Here is a 13,649-nt window from a genome sequence, read left to right as displayed (position 1 = left end):
GGTATATACGGCCTATGCAGAAATTTTCATAATATCGAAAATTATTTTTAGGTTTGTCTAAATTATTATTTAGGCATGATCCGATTTACAATCTCGGAAGAGAATTATCTGAAGACTATTTATCATTTGCAAAACGCATCGGGTATTGTTGCTACCAACGACCTTGCCACCTCCCTTCATACAGCTCCCGCTTCCATTACGGACATGCTCAAAAAGCTCAGTAAAAAAGGGCTGGTCAGCTATAAAGCCTACTATGGCTGTACCCTTACAGAATCGGGCGAGGCAGAGGCTGTGAGCATTGTAAGAAGACACCGTTTATGGGAATATTTTCTTTCTCAAAAACTGGGTTTCAGCTGGGAAGAGGTGCATGAGGTGGCCGAGGAACTGGAACATATCAGCAATGAAAAACTCATTGACAAGCTGGATGCATTTTTGGGTTTTCCAAGAACAGATCCCCATGGAGATCCTATTCCGGATGCCAAAGGAAAGATCATTCAAGCCAGGCAAGTGTCTTTGGCGACCCTTTCTGAAAAAAAAGTAGCCATTGTAACACAGATCGGGAACCAGTCGCCGGAGGTACTCGAGATGCTGGATGAGAAAAATATTTCTATAGGAAGCCGGATACAGGTAATAAAAAAATATGCATTCGACGAGTCTATGGAAGTAAGAACAGATAATAAACACCAATCTTATTTAACAAAAGAGTTATCCCAAAACATCTTTATTAAAAACTAATGGCAAAGCATCACTCAGAAATTTCATTAAGCGAGGTTCATAATTCGGTAGATACCACAGCCCCGAATAAATCGAGGTGGAGACGGATCCTGGCTTTTTTCGGCCCGGCCTACCTGGTCAGCGTGGGCTATATGGATCCCGGTAACTGGGCTACAGACCTGGCGGGGGGAAGCCAGTTTGGTTATTCGCTTTTATGGGTGCTGGTGATGAGCAATATAATGGCGTTGTTGCTGCAGAGCCTTTCTGCAAGATTAGGAATCGTACGCAACCGCGACCTGGCGCAGGCCAACCGCGAAACCTATCCAAAAAAGGTCAATTTCGCATTATATATCCTGGCAGAGATAGCCATCGCCGCCACAGACCTGGCGGAAATACTGGGTATGGCTATTGGCTTACAGCTATTAACGGGCATGCCCCTTATCTATGGAGTAATGATCACTGCACTCGATACATTTTTGCTGATCATGCTGCAACGCCTGGGCATGCGTAAGCTGGAGGCATTTATCATTGGCCTGATTTTCATAATAGCCATGTCTTTTCTTATACAAATTGTGGTGGCGAAACCCGATGCCAGCGAAGTGGTTTCCGGGTTGGTACCTCATATTGAAAATGATACGGCCTTATACATTGCTATCGGAATTATTGGCGCTACCGTAATGCCTCATAACCTCTACCTTCATTCGGCCCTGGTGCAAACCCGTAAATTCAACCGGGATGATGCCAGCATTAAAAAAGCATTGAAGCTGAATTTCATTGACAGCGCTGTAGCCCTGAATATGGCGCTGCTTGTAAATGCGGCCATACTCATATTAGCGGCCGCAGTGTTCTATAAAACCGGCCGGTCTGATGTTGGAGAGATCAAACAGGCTTACGAACTCTTACCGCAACATCTGGGCAGCAGTTTTGCTGCCAAGCTTTTTGCGGTGGCGCTTATTGCTGCAGGACAAAGCAGCACTATTACCGGCACACTGGCCGGGCAAATTGTGATGGAGGGCTACCTGAGGCTAAGGATCAACCCTATTGTACGCCGTTTGATCACCCGTTTGATAGCTATTGTACCAGCCGCACTGGTTATATTGATCAATGGCGAAGAAGATGTAGACAGCCTGCTTATATTCAGCCAGGTTGTATTAAGCATGCAGTTGGGATTTGCCATTATACCGCTGATCCACTTTGTAAGTGATAAAAAAACGATGGGTAAGTTTGTGATCAAACCCTGGGTTAAGGTATCCGCCTGGCTCATTACTGTTGTATTGGTCTACCTGAATGCACGTTTAATAGTGGAGCAGGCTATGGACTTTTTCAATACACCCGGCAACCTGATCTCGAAGGCTTTAATTATTTTGGGAGCCATCGGTTTTGTCATTCTTTTATTGTATACTACTATTTACCCGTTGCAAAAAAAGAAGTCTGCCCAAAAGATTACCATACACGATACACCCAAAAACCTTGAATTATCGCCGGTACAGCGTTATGGTAAAATAGCTATTACGCTCGATTTTGGTGAACTGGATGAAAAAGTGATTAATCATGCTTTGGCCCAGGGAACGCCCGACAGCACTTACCTGTTAATACATATAACGGAAAGTGTAGCCGCCGGAGCCAATTTTGGAGAGAGCGTTGATGACGAAACCCTGTCTGATCAGCAATATCTTAACGCCTATGTACAACAATTGAAAGCTAAAGGATACCAGGCTGAAGGAAAGCTGGGCTTTGGAAATACGGTCGACAGTATTGCCCGGATCATTAATGAATCGGATGTAGAGCTATTAGTAATAGGCGCTCACGGACACAGAGGAATAAAGGACCTGATTTACGGTGAAACCATCAACCAGTTGAGGCACCTGATAAAAGCGCCCGTATTAATTGTACCCGCTAAAACAGAATTATAAAGCCGGACGTTTTAGCCGCAAAAGATGTTTAAACCTGGAGAAGGTCTCCGGCTTGATATTTAAATAGGAAGCGAGGTATTTCTGTGGCACACGTTGTAATATTTCGTGGTGATTTTCTACAAAATTTAAAAACCGGTCGCGGGGCGATTGCATGATCAGGCTGGTTTGCCATTTATCTTTCAGTACCATGGTATGAACGGTTACCAGCCGTCCTAATCTTTCGAAGCTATGGCTGGAAGCAAATAAACGCTCCATATCTTCAAAAGTTAATGAAATAACAACACTGGGCTCAAGAGCTTCTACAAAATACTCTGAGGGCGTACGGGTGTAGAAAGACTCCTGAGCAGATATAAGGTGGCCTTCTCTTGATATCTGCACAATATGCTCCTCCTCTCCCGTTTTATAGTATTTTCTTATCAGTCCCTTGCTGATAAAATTCATATAATTTTCTACTTCACCCGCTTTGGAAATAACCTGTTTTTTGGCAAATTCCCTGGTGCTAACAATAGGAAGTAATTCCTTTTTTACTTCGGTGTCGGTAAGCGGTACAAACTGTCGTAAAAATTTTACGAAGTCAGCTGCAATTTTTTCATTAACGGGCATACTCAAAGGTAACATAATTGATGTTTTATCAGGTAATATTCTACGATGGTTAATCAGCAAATTTGTTGTTAACATTCTTATAGCGTTGTAAAGTTAAAACTCTATTGTCTATTGATGTATTTATCTGTAGATTTGCCGGAATCACAAATTCTTAAACGATATATATATATGGCTGAAAAAATCAAAGTGGCTAATCCCGTTGTGGAACTTGATGGCGATGAAATGACACGCATCATATGGAAATTCATTAAAGACAAATTAATCCTTCCTTATGTTGATCTGGATATTAAATATTTTGATCTGGGTGTTGAGTACAGGGACGAAACAAATGACCAGGTAACTATAGATGCTGCTAATGCCATTAAAGAACATGGTGTGGGTATCAAATGTGCTACTATTACACCAGATGAAGCACGTGTTACAGAGTTTAACCTGAAACAAATGTGGAAAAGCCCTAACGGAACCATCCGGAACATTTTAGATGGAACGGTTTTCCGTGAGCCAATCGTTATTAAAAATATTCCCCGCCTGGTTACCAACTGGACCGCGCCAATTATTGTAGGCCGTCATGCATTTGGCGATCAATATCGTGCTACAGATACCGTAATTAAAGGTAAAGGTAAATTAACCATGACTTTTGTACCGGAAGATGGTGGTGAAGCACAAACTTTTGAAGTATATAACTTTAAAGGAGATGGTGTGGCAATGACCATGTACAATACGGACGAAAGCATTTATGGTTTTGCGCGCAGCTGCTTCAATGTGGCATTAAACAAAAAATGGCCTTTATATCTTTCTACAAAAAATACCATTCTAAAAAAATACGACGGTCGCTTTAAAGACATTTTTGAAGAAGTGTACCAAAATGAATTTAAAGCTCAGTTTACTGAAGCCGGAATCGTTTATGAGCATCGCCTGATCGATGACATGGTTGCCAGCGCTTTAAAGTGGAACGGTAACTTTGTATGGGCTTGTAAAAACTACGATGGTGATGTACAAAGTGACACGGTAGCACAAGGATTCGGTTCTTTAGGTTTGATGACTTCTGTACTGGTTACACCCGATGGTAAAACTATGGAAGCTGAAGCTGCGCATGGTACCGTTACACGTCACTACCGCGAGCACCAAAAAGGTAACCCAACCAGCACCAACCCTATTGCGAGTATTTTTGCATGGACAAGAGGTTTGGCTTTCCGCGGTAAATTAGATAATAACCAGCCTTTGATCGATTTTGCCAATGCACTGGAAGCTGTTTGTATTGAAACAGTAGAAGAAGGTAAAATGACCAAAGACCTTGCTGTTTGCGTTCATGGTAACAAAGTAAGCCATGGTGAGCATTATTTGTATACTGAAGAGTTTTTGGAAGCAATTGACGAAAACCTGAAAAAGAAATTAGCTTAATTTCTATAGTACTCCTCAAAAAAATGCATCAATGAAAATTGGTGCATTTTTACTTTAATACCATTAATAAATGGACACATCCATCAGAAAAGCTTTAAAAGCAGAACTTCCCATTATACGTCGACTGGCCCTTGATATCTGGCCGGCCACCTATTCGTCTATTTTATCCCAGGAACAGCTGGCTTATATGCTGGAGCTGTTTTATAGCGATCCTGTGCTTGAAAAAGATTTCGATAAACCAGGATATTCTTTTTTTCTCCTGGAACAGGAAGGAAAGGATACCGGGTTTGCAGGCCTCGAATTAAAAGAGGACCAAACAGCGCACCTCCACAAAATATACCTGTCGCCTGACCACCAGGGCAAAGGGCTAGGAAAAAAGATGATTCAATTCATAATTGATTTTGCAAAAAATGCCGGCGCCCATAGCCTCACGCTTCATGTAAACCGCTACAATAAGGCGCTGCAGTTTTACCAGGCCGTAGGCTTTGAAATTATCAAAGAGCTGGATACTGAAATTGGTAACGGTTATTTGATGAATGATTATGTGATGAAGAAAGACCTCTGATATATATTAGTGAGTGGATGAGTGTTGAACTACCGTGTTAAATGTGTTGATTTCAAGCATAAATTCATGTGGTTCCGATTTGCTATTCAATACCTCTCCTTTTTTATTAATAATAGCATACCTGGGGATACCATAAATGCCAAAAAGTTCTCTCAGGTACCGGTAGTCGTCGCTGCTCAGGTAAACTGTATTTGCCAATTGTTGCTTTCGAACAAATGATTGATAGACCCTTTTAGAGGACTCGTCCTCGGAAGTAATAAACAAAAAAACAAAATCTTTACTGTCTTTGTATTTGTCCCTTGTTGCACGCATTTGCTGAATGTCCCAAACAGAGGACCCGCATGTAGTAGCCCAAAAATCCACGAAAATCATTTTACCGGCGTACGGTGCGATCAGCTTTTTAAAGAGAGCTCCCGCATAAGACCCAGGCAGTGGTATACCCCTTCCTTCTTTTTTTCGTAGTGCATCCTCGATAATTATATCGGCCTGTTGCGTATAAAATGAATTATAAAGACCGCGCTTTACCGTTTCGAAATAAGTAATTAAGCTGTCATTACCCACGGACCGTAAATCAGGATCAAATGCTGCAATAAGCCGGTGTAATCTTATCAGGTCATATACCTTACCATTAGTCAGGTAAAGCTCATTCCGGGCAATAGAATCCCGCATTTCATCCAGTCTCACCACTTTTTTGAGCCCCGTTACCAAAAATTCGGTATCCGTCAAACTTACTGCTTTAATCAGCGGACCGTATTCTGTAAGGTTGATAAAAGAGGAAAAATTTGGAGAAATAAAAATACTATTGTTAGTGAAATCTACCTCTTTGTTGAAGTCGTAAAAATTAGCCGGTAAAGGGACTTGTAAAACAAGGTCATGCGGATATTCTCTAAACTCCCGCTTTCTGAGCTCCGTATATTTGTACAAACGCATCAGCATATCGATAGTTAATTCCGCGTGCACGAGTGCTTTTAACTTTTCATGATATCTTCTGATGGCCAAGATTGAATCCAATATCCGTTTTTGGGTATCCCAATCCAGAAGTGTTTCCCCCTTAAACTTCTGGGGTTTTACTTGTCTTACCTGTTTAGCCAACCAGTCGTCATCTATTTTAGGGAGCGGGATATTTCCAAGCCCGATGTTGATATCAGCCAAAAGACCATAAAATTGTATAGCGTCATCATTGTCATTTTTCCTGAATAGAGGCCAGTCGATAATGATACCAAGGGTTTGACCGGGCTCTATATAATATTGAAATTCCCGATCATTAAAAACCATCTCAACTACTTTGGGGTGCCACATAGGAATGCGAGCCTCAAAGCGCCCATCCTCAAGAATTTTTACAACGATCGGGTGGTCTGCCCTGGAGAACTCATTTTCTATATAGATCATTCCTGTTCTAAAACCCTCTGATGGTTTATAGCCTTTCAGGTAGCCTATTACGGTGGCCGAGTCTGTTGAAAAGAAGGCAGCATCATCATCGTAATTGTCTATCGGCTTCCTGTCTCCGGTATTTTGTAACCGGAGGCTGAACCACTGTTCTACCCCATCAGGTAAAGGTTTCGTCTTCTGGCCTGAAACGCTGTTGAAAACAAGCAAAAGGCCCAACAATTTCAAAAACTCATTTACATTCTTCATAGCTTTAGTCTGGTTTTGTAAACACTAAAAAGAGCCTGTGCAAAACAACATCTCCTTATAAAATATTGAAATAATTACGTTATCCAAATATAAATTTAACTGTTTATTCTTTTGTGTTAAAAGCCTCTATATAAACGTTAATAAAAATATATAATTCTCATTTACAATTATTTGGAACATAAAAAAAGCTAATAACACGAACAACTCCATCAATATAATTGTAATTTTTACAATTAATAATTTTACAACCCTCAATTTATTTTAAAAATCAGGCCCGAATCATAAAACAGCCGTCAGGCCCTATTAAAATCCTGATATTCTTGTTACCTTTACGTGCTTTCGAAAAGCAATATTTGCACGAAATTTTTAACTATAAGAATTATTACAATGAGTACAAATCCAACCACTTTGTTTGATAAAGTCTGGGACGCCCACGTGGTGAGAAAAATTGAGGACGGTCCGGATGTTTTATTTATTGACCGCCATTTTATTCATGAAGTAACCAGCCCGGTAGCTTTCCTGGGTATTGAAAACAGAGGAATTGGAGTGATGTACCCACAGCGTACCTTCGCTACCGCCGATCACAACACCCCTACTATTAATCAACATTTACCCGTAGCAGATCCTTTATCAGCTAAACAGTTAGCAGCTTTGTCAAGCAATGCAGAAAAATACGGTATTTCGATCTGGGCGTTGGGAAGTCCTAAAAATGGCATCGTACACGTGGTTGGACCAGAAAATGGTATTACGCAACCAGGTATGACCATCGTTTGCGGAGACTCTCATACTTCTACTCACGGCGCTTTTGGTAGTATTGCTTTTGGTATCGGTACTTCTGAAGTGGAAATGGTACTCTCTTCTCAGTGTATCATGCAGCCAAAACCCAAAAAAATGCGCATTACCGTTAACGGCAAATTAGGCAAAGGTGTTTTACCAAAGGATGTGGCATTGTATATCATTGCACAGATCACTGCCAGTGGCGCTACGGGATATTTTGTTGAGTATGCAGGTGAGGTATTTGAGAATATGACCATGGAAGGCCGTATGACGGTTTGTAACATGAGTATCGAATCGGGTGCCCGTGGCGGTATGATTGCCCCTGATGAAACTACTTTCAACTACATTAAAGGAAGAGATAAAGCTCCTAAAGGTGAAGACTGGGATAAAGCACTGGCTTACTGGAAAACCTTAAAGACAGACGCTGACGCGAAATTTGATTTGGAACTTAGCTTTAACGGAGCTGATATTGAGCCGCAGATCACTTATGGAACAAACCCTGGTTTAGGAACCGGCATTACCCGTAAAATACCAAAAGCATCTGAAGTAAAAGATGGTGAAGCTTCTTACAAAAAGTCACTGGCTTATATGGACTTCCAGGAAGATGAAAACATCATCGGTAAAAAAATCGATTATGTCTTCCTGGGCAGCTGCACCAATGGCCGTATCGAAGACTTCCGTGCTTTTGCCTCAATAGTTAAAGGTAAAAAGAAGGCGGACAATATCACTGCATGGTTAGTACCAGGCTCCCATATAGTAGAGGCACAGATTAAAGAAGAAGGCATTTTAGATGTACTAACTGAAGCCGGGTTTGAATTAAGACAACCAGGCTGTTCTGCCTGCCTGGCAATGAATGATGATAAAATTCCGGCGGGCAAGTATGCTGTAAGTACCAGCAACCGCAACTTCGAAGGAAGACAAGGCCCTGGCGCCCGTACCCTTTTGGCAAGTCCATACGTAGCCGCTGCCGTAGCAGTAACCGGTGTAGTTACAGATCCGAGAGAACTGATTGAAGAAGAAGCAACAGTTTAGGTAAACAACGACAATTAATTACAAATCAAATTTTTAATTTAAATTGTCTACAGTAAAAAATTAGGTTAAATCATCTCAAATCTTACATTAAATGGCTTACGATAAATTTAAAGTATTACAATCTACAGCAGTTCCTTTACCTATTGAAAACGTAGATACCGACCAGATCATTCCTGCCCGCTTCTTAAAAGCAACAGAGCGCAAGGGCTTTGGAGATAACTTATTTCGCGACTGGCGTTACAATAACGACGATAGCCCTAAACAAGACTTCGTCCTGAACAATCCTATTTACAGCGGTAAAATACTGGTAGGTGGTAAAAACTTTGGTAGCGGTAGTAGCCGTGAGCATGCTGCCTGGGCTATTTATGATTACGGGTTCCGTTGTGTGATATCCAGCTTCTTTGCGGATATCTTTAAGGGCAATTCTCTGAACATCGGTATTTTGCCGGTAACAGTTAGCGAGGCCTTCCTGGATAAGATTTTCAAAGCTATTGAAGCCGATCCGAAGACAGAACTGGAAGTAAACCTGCCCGAACAAAAGGTAACTATTTTAGCAACAGGCGAATCAGAAGGCTTTGATATCAATGGCTATAAAAAGCATAATTTAACGAATGGCTTCGATGACATTGATTATCTGCAGGATATGAAAACAGAAATTGCCGCTTTCGCGGAGAAAAGCATCTATTAAATTGGAGTATCAGAAGCAGTTGCTATTTAAATAGAAGTAATACTACCTATAATTAATTTTACAAAACGTAAAAGGCGCCCCTGGTCTCCCGATTTTCGGAACAGGGGTGCCATAATTTATAAATGGACCGGCGTCATATAGAAATAATGGACACTACGTTACGGGATGGCGAACAAACCAGCGGCGTGTCTTTCTCAGCACAGGAAAAATTAACGATAGCTCAACTACTGCTTACGGAAGTAAAAGTAGACCGGATTGAGATCGCCTCAGCCCGGGTGTCGGAAGGAGAATTTCAGGCGGTAAAGAGGATTACCGATTGGGCAACGTCTAATGGTCTGATTGACAAAGTGGAGGTTTTAACTTTTGTAGACGGCGACACTTCCATTAAATGGATGCAGAAGGCCGGAGCCAAAGTAATGAACCTGTTAACCAAGGGCTCCCTCAACCATCTTACACATCAGCTAAAAAAAACGCCGGAACAACATTTTGCGGAAATAGCCAGCGTTTTAAAGCTTGCCGCCAAAAAAGGAATTACTTGTAATGTTTACCTGGAAGACTGGAGTAATGGCATGCGCTTTTCAAAGGATTATGTTTTCCAGTATATCGACTTCCTGGCTACTCAACCAGTGAAACGCGTGTTGCTTCCCGATACACTGGGCATCCTTATTCCTTCGGAAGCTTCCAAATATCTGACTGAAATTACGAACCGCTACCCTACGCTCCATTTTGATTTTCATGGGCATAATGATTATGATCTAAGCGTAGCCAACGCCCTTGAGGCGGTAAAAGCCGGCATCAGGGGACTACATCTCACCATCAACGGTATGGGTGAACGCGCGGGTAATACTCCCCTGGAAAGTGTGGTTGCAGTACTCAACGATTTCCAAAAGGATGTAAAAATATCAGTCAATGAAAAAGCGCTTTATAAAGTGAGCCGGTTGGTGGAAGCTTTTTCCGGCTTCAGGATATCGGCCAATAAACCCGTTGTTGGAGAAAATGTATTTACCCAAACAGCGGGGATACATGCCGATGGAGACAAAAAGAAAAATCTTTATTATAACGACCTGATGCCTGAACGTTTTGGCCGCAAGAGGAAATACGCACTGGGCAAAACATCGGGTAAGGCCAATATTGAAAACAACCTGGCACAACTGGGCATTCAATTATCTGATGAAGATCTTAAAATTGTAACACAAAGAATCATCGAGTTGGGTGACAAAAAAGAAACGGTCACGCAGGATGATCTGCCCTATATTATTTCGGATGTGCTGGACAGTCATACCATCGGTGATAGAGTGGTTGTAGAAGATTATGTATTGACGCATTCTAAAAACATGCGTCCGTCAACAACGGTAATATTAAAGTTCGAAGATGGCATTATAGAAGAAAATGCATCGGGCGATGGGCAATATGATGCGTTTATGAATGCACTTACCAGAATCTATACGAAAAAGAAATTGCCGCTGGCCAAGCTTCGCGACTATATCGTACGCATTCCGCCGGGTGGTAAAACGGATGCACTTTGCGAAACGATCATTACCTGGGAATTGAATGGTCGTGAATTTACAACCACCGGGCTGGATAGTGATCAAACGGTAGCAGCAATCAAAGCCACACAAAAGATGTTGAATCTTATATAAATGGCTGTTGCCAGGCGTAGCGCTTTATGAAATATTATAAGCACATGTATCCTGAAAGAAAACCAGACATGAGACCTATCTTCCTGATGTTCTTTTTGATCTTGCTCCTGCAAACAGGCTTTGCTCAGAAAATGCCCGGCCTGTACCCATCAATTCACGGTCTTTGGAAATATAAAATAACTTTGGGGCTCGCGTTTTCAACAAGGCGTCTTCAACGTTCACTATAAAACAGCATTTTGAAACTTTCAAAGAACATATTATACTTTATACCCCTGGCATTATTACTCATTGCCGACCTGGTTTTAATTGTGCTCGATATCCGCAATTTTTATCAGCCTTTTCCCAATCCTGATCTTTATGATATTGAAACCAACGATAGCTATGCCGAAGATTTTCAGAATCTGAAATGGATCATCATGATGATGGCGTTGGCCATTATTGCTGTGCTCAGGCAGGAAAAAAAGTATTTTACCTGGATACTGGTGATCCTATTTCTTTTCCTGGAAGACGTTTTTAGAATCCACCAGTCCCTGGGACATTTCTTCTACAATATGTTTGGAATGACCACCGGCCAGAGAGGCAGTAAGATCATGGAGCTTTTTGCGGCTGCTTTTTTAGGTTTTATATTTATGGCTCCTGTTTTTGAAGCTTATAAAAAAGGGGATGCGCTGTTCAGGAAACATTCAAAGGCGATATTTATTTTGCTGGGGCTTTTTTTATTTTTTGCTATAGTAATAGACCAGGCGCATAGACTGGCTATGATACAATATAACTGGAAATATAATGTAGTGTTCGGGTTACTGGAAGATGGCGGTGAGCTTATTGCAGAAAGCTTATTAACCGGTTACCTGATATTTGTTGCTTTACAACAAAAGAAAGTTGAAATAAAATAAGAAATAGAGTGAGTTGCCCTTCCTGTAACAGAGAATAGTATGAGCCTCACCATAAATAATAATTAGAAACCCGTCAGCTGCGGTCACACCGCATGGCACAAACAAAAATGCAGATGAAAAAAAACATCCTAATAGTTCCGGGAGATGGAATCGGCCAGGAAGTAACTGAAGTTGGAAAGAAAGTTCTGGATAAGATCGCTGAAAAATTTGGTCACGAATTTACGTATGACGAAGCATTGATTGGTCATGTAGCTATTGAAGCTACCGGCAATCCATTGCCCGACGAGACGCTGGCTAAAATGAAAAATTCTGATGCGGTTTTATTTGGCGCTGTGGGTCATCCTAAGTATGACAACGATCCTTCAGCCAAAGTAAGGCCGGAGCAAGGGTTATTGAAAATGCGTAAAGAGCTGGGGTTATATGCGAACCTGCGTCCCATCAAATTATTTGATGAACTCCTGGATGCATCCAGCATTAAACCGGAAATTTTAAAAGGTGCTGATATCCTGTTCTTCCGCGAATTGACAGGTGATATTTATTTTGGTGAAAAAGGAAGAAAGGATGATGGGGACAGTGCTTATGATGTAGCTGCTTACAGCAAGTTTGAGGTAGAGCGTATCGCACGAAAGGCATTTGAAGCAGCCCGTACCCGCCGCAAAAAATTATGCTCGGTAGACAAAGCCAATGTATTGGAAACCAGCCGTCTTTGGAGAGAAGTAGTGCAGGCAGTGGCTAAAGACTATCCGGACGTAGAAGTTGAGTACCAGTTTGTTGATGCGATCGCCATGCTGCTGATCAAAGATCCAAAGAAGTTTGATGTTATCGTTACTGCCAACCTGTTTGGTGATATTCTTACTGACGAAGCGTCTCAAATAGCAGGCTCGATGGGTATGCTGGCTTCTGCTTCTGTTGGTGATGGAACCGGTGTATACGAACCTATCCACGGATCAGCACATGATATTACCGGCAAAGGTGTAGCTAATCCGATGGCTTCAGTACTTTCGGCAGCGTTATTGCTGGATATTTCTTTTGGATTGAAAGAAGAAAGCAATGCAGTGATCAGCGCGGTAGATGCCGTATTGAAAGCTGGTTTCAGAACCGGTGACATTGCTGACGCTTCTACACCTAAAGATAAAATATTAGGAACAGCAGCTATAGGCAAAGAAATACTGAGCCGTATTTAATTAATAAAAAAGAGATTATGAGCTGGATAACATTGAACAGTGAAGAACAATTGGAAGCAATCAATCAAAAGTCATTCGAAAAGCCGCAGCTGATTTTTAAACACAGCACCCGCTGTTCTATCAGCAGTGTAATTAAAAACAGGCTGTACAAAAATGAGCTACCCCAGGCAATAGATTTCTATTATCTCGACCTTATTGCCAACAGGCCGGTTTCCAATAAGATAGCTGATCAATATCATGTTGAGCACGAATCTCCTCAGGTACTTTTGATAAAGGACGGCAAATGCATTTTCGACGAAAGTCATAGTGCCATTTATATGGAAGACATTATTGAAAAAGCATAAAAAACATTTCTTTTTTACGTTGAAATCCTCTATTTTTGCCGCCCATTGGCGGGGTAGCTCAGGTGGTTAGAGCGCAGGATTCATAACCCTGAGGTCACGGGTTCAATTCCCGTCTCCGCTACCCAATAAAATCAAGCCTTTCAGCGTTTTTCGCCGAGAGGCTTTTTAATGGGTACAATATTTCAGAATTTTGAAATTTCAACGTTTTTATTTGGATCAGGTTGAAAAGTTTGGAGATTATATTGTTCAAGCATATATAT

General features: G+C 41.5%; 12 protein-coding genes and 1 tRNA gene. 11 read left to right on the top strand and 2 right to left on the bottom strand.

The genetic code is table 11. The features are described from left to right. Positions 1-75: 75 nt before the first annotated feature. On the top strand, positions 76-735 hold the full coding sequence (locus tag U0035_RS00610; RefSeq protein WP_114791380.1) for a metal-dependent transcriptional regulator: 660 nt from the start codon (positions 76-78) through the stop codon (positions 733-735). Beyond that, entirely contained in the window at positions 735-2,627 is a 1,893-nt protein-coding gene (locus U0035_RS00605) for an Nramp family divalent metal transporter (RefSeq protein WP_114791379.1), read from the top strand. Before U0035_RS00610 ends, U0035_RS00605 begins: the two co-directional genes overlap by 1 nt. On the opposite strand, the gene U0035_RS00600 is transcribed toward U0035_RS00605, so the two are convergent. Further along, positions 2,622-3,245, bottom strand: a complete 624-nt coding sequence (locus tag U0035_RS00600; RefSeq protein WP_245957742.1) for a Crp/Fnr family transcriptional regulator — start codon at positions 3,243-3,245, stop codon at positions 2,622-2,624. The two genes, U0035_RS00605 and U0035_RS00600, sit on opposite strands and share 6 nt — an antisense overlap. A gap of 153 nt (positions 3,246-3,398) precedes the next feature. Between U0035_RS00600 and U0035_RS00595 the strand changes: the two genes are divergently transcribed. Together U0035_RS00595 and U0035_RS00590 are read left to right on the top strand one after the other, a co-directional pair. Continuing rightward, a complete protein-coding gene (locus U0035_RS00595) occupies positions 3,399-4,631 on the top strand; it encodes an isocitrate dehydrogenase (NADP(+)) (RefSeq protein ID WP_114791476.1) in 1,233 nt (410 codons plus the stop codon). Between the two features lie 70 nt (positions 4,632-4,701). Next, the gene (locus tag U0035_RS00590; RefSeq protein WP_114791378.1) at positions 4,702-5,196 is read left to right on the top strand and encodes a GNAT family N-acetyltransferase; all 495 of its coding nucleotides are present in this window, start codon (positions 4,702-4,704) and stop codon (positions 5,194-5,196) included. Positions 5,197-5,202: 6 nt separating this feature from the next. On the opposite strand, the gene U0035_RS00585 is transcribed toward U0035_RS00590, so the two are convergent. Further along, positions 5,203-6,831 (bottom strand): TlpA family protein disulfide reductase, encoded by a 1,629-nt coding sequence (locus U0035_RS00585; protein ID WP_114791377.1) that lies wholly within the window; start codon positions 6,829-6,831, stop codon positions 5,203-5,205. 387 nt (positions 6,832-7,218) lie between these two features. Here U0035_RS00585 and leuC point away from each other — a divergent pair, with 387 nt between their 5' ends. The 7 genes from leuC (at position 7,219) to U0035_RS00550 (ending at position 13,510) form a co-directional block, all read left to right on the top strand. Further along, positions 7,219-8,640: a 3-isopropylmalate dehydratase large subunit gene (gene leuC / locus U0035_RS00580; protein WP_114791376.1), complete on the top strand. Its 1,422-nt coding sequence runs from the start codon at positions 7,219-7,221 to the stop codon at positions 8,638-8,640. Between the two features lie 91 nt (positions 8,641-8,731). After that, the gene (gene leuD / locus U0035_RS00575; protein ID WP_114791375.1) at positions 8,732-9,328 is read left to right on the top strand and encodes a 3-isopropylmalate dehydratase small subunit; all 597 of its coding nucleotides are present in this window, start codon (positions 8,732-8,734) and stop codon (positions 9,326-9,328) included. A gap of 146 nt (positions 9,329-9,474) precedes the next feature. After that, positions 9,475-10,968 (top strand): hydroxymethylglutaryl-CoA lyase-like TIM-barrel protein, encoded by a 1,494-nt coding sequence (locus U0035_RS00570; protein WP_245957741.1) that lies wholly within the window; start codon positions 9,475-9,477, stop codon positions 10,966-10,968. Positions 10,969-11,204: 236 nt separating this feature from the next. Next, positions 11,205-11,861 (top strand): DUF8692 domain-containing protein, encoded by a 657-nt coding sequence (locus tag U0035_RS00565; protein ID WP_114791373.1) that lies wholly within the window; start codon positions 11,205-11,207, stop codon positions 11,859-11,861. A 113-nt stretch (positions 11,862-11,974) separates the two neighbouring features. Next, complete coding sequence (leuB, locus tag U0035_RS00560; RefSeq protein WP_114791475.1) at positions 11,975-13,045, top strand: 3-isopropylmalate dehydrogenase; 1,071 nt, start codon at positions 11,975-11,977, stop codon at positions 13,043-13,045. A 17-nt stretch (positions 13,046-13,062) separates the two neighbouring features. After that, positions 13,063-13,389 (top strand): bacillithiol system redox-active protein YtxJ, encoded by a 327-nt coding sequence (gene ytxJ / locus U0035_RS00555; RefSeq protein ID WP_114791372.1) that lies wholly within the window; start codon positions 13,063-13,065, stop codon positions 13,387-13,389. Positions 13,390-13,436: 47 nt separating this feature from the next. Further along, a tRNA-Met gene (locus tag U0035_RS00550) sits at positions 13,437-13,510 on the top strand. The last annotated feature ends 139 nt before the right edge of the window (positions 13,511-13,649 follow it).

This window comes from Niabella yanshanensis (assembly GCF_034424215.1).
GTDB classification, from domain to species: domain Bacteria; phylum Bacteroidota; class Bacteroidia; order Chitinophagales; family Chitinophagaceae; genus Niabella; species Niabella yanshanensis.
Note: the sequence above shows the minus strand (reverse complement) of the source record. Positions and strands in the feature narration are given on the sequence as shown.

Bases quoted from the DNA above. Each gene is read 5' to 3' on its own strand.
- U0035_RS00610 (WP_114791380.1), top strand. From the start codon at position 76: ATGATCCGATTTACAATCTCGGAAGAGAATTATCTGAAGACTATTTAT.
- U0035_RS00605 (WP_114791379.1), top strand. From the start codon at position 735: ATGGCAAAGCATCACTCAGAAATTTCATTAAGCGAGGTTCATAATTCG.
- U0035_RS00600 (WP_245957742.1), bottom strand. From the start codon at position 3,245: ATGTTACCTTTGAGTATGCCCGTTAATGAAAAAATTGCAGCTGACTTC.
- U0035_RS00595 (WP_114791476.1), top strand. From the start codon at position 3,399: ATGGCTGAAAAAATCAAAGTGGCTAATCCCGTTGTGGAACTTGATGGC.
- U0035_RS00590 (WP_114791378.1), top strand. From the start codon at position 4,702: ATGGACACATCCATCAGAAAAGCTTTAAAAGCAGAACTTCCCATTATA.
- U0035_RS00585 (WP_114791377.1), bottom strand. From the start codon at position 6,831: ATGAAGAATGTAAATGAGTTTTTGAAATTGTTGGGCCTTTTGCTTGTT.
- leuC (WP_114791376.1), top strand. From the start codon at position 7,219: ATGAGTACAAATCCAACCACTTTGTTTGATAAAGTCTGGGACGCCCAC.
- leuD (WP_114791375.1), top strand. From the start codon at position 8,732: ATGGCTTACGATAAATTTAAAGTATTACAATCTACAGCAGTTCCTTTA.
- U0035_RS00570 (WP_245957741.1), top strand. From the start codon at position 9,475: ATGGACACTACGTTACGGGATGGCGAACAAACCAGCGGCGTGTCTTTC.
- leuB (WP_114791475.1), top strand. From the start codon at position 11,975: ATGAAAAAAAACATCCTAATAGTTCCGGGAGATGGAATCGGCCAGGAA.
- ytxJ (WP_114791372.1), top strand. From the start codon at position 13,063: ATGAGCTGGATAACATTGAACAGTGAAGAACAATTGGAAGCAATCAAT.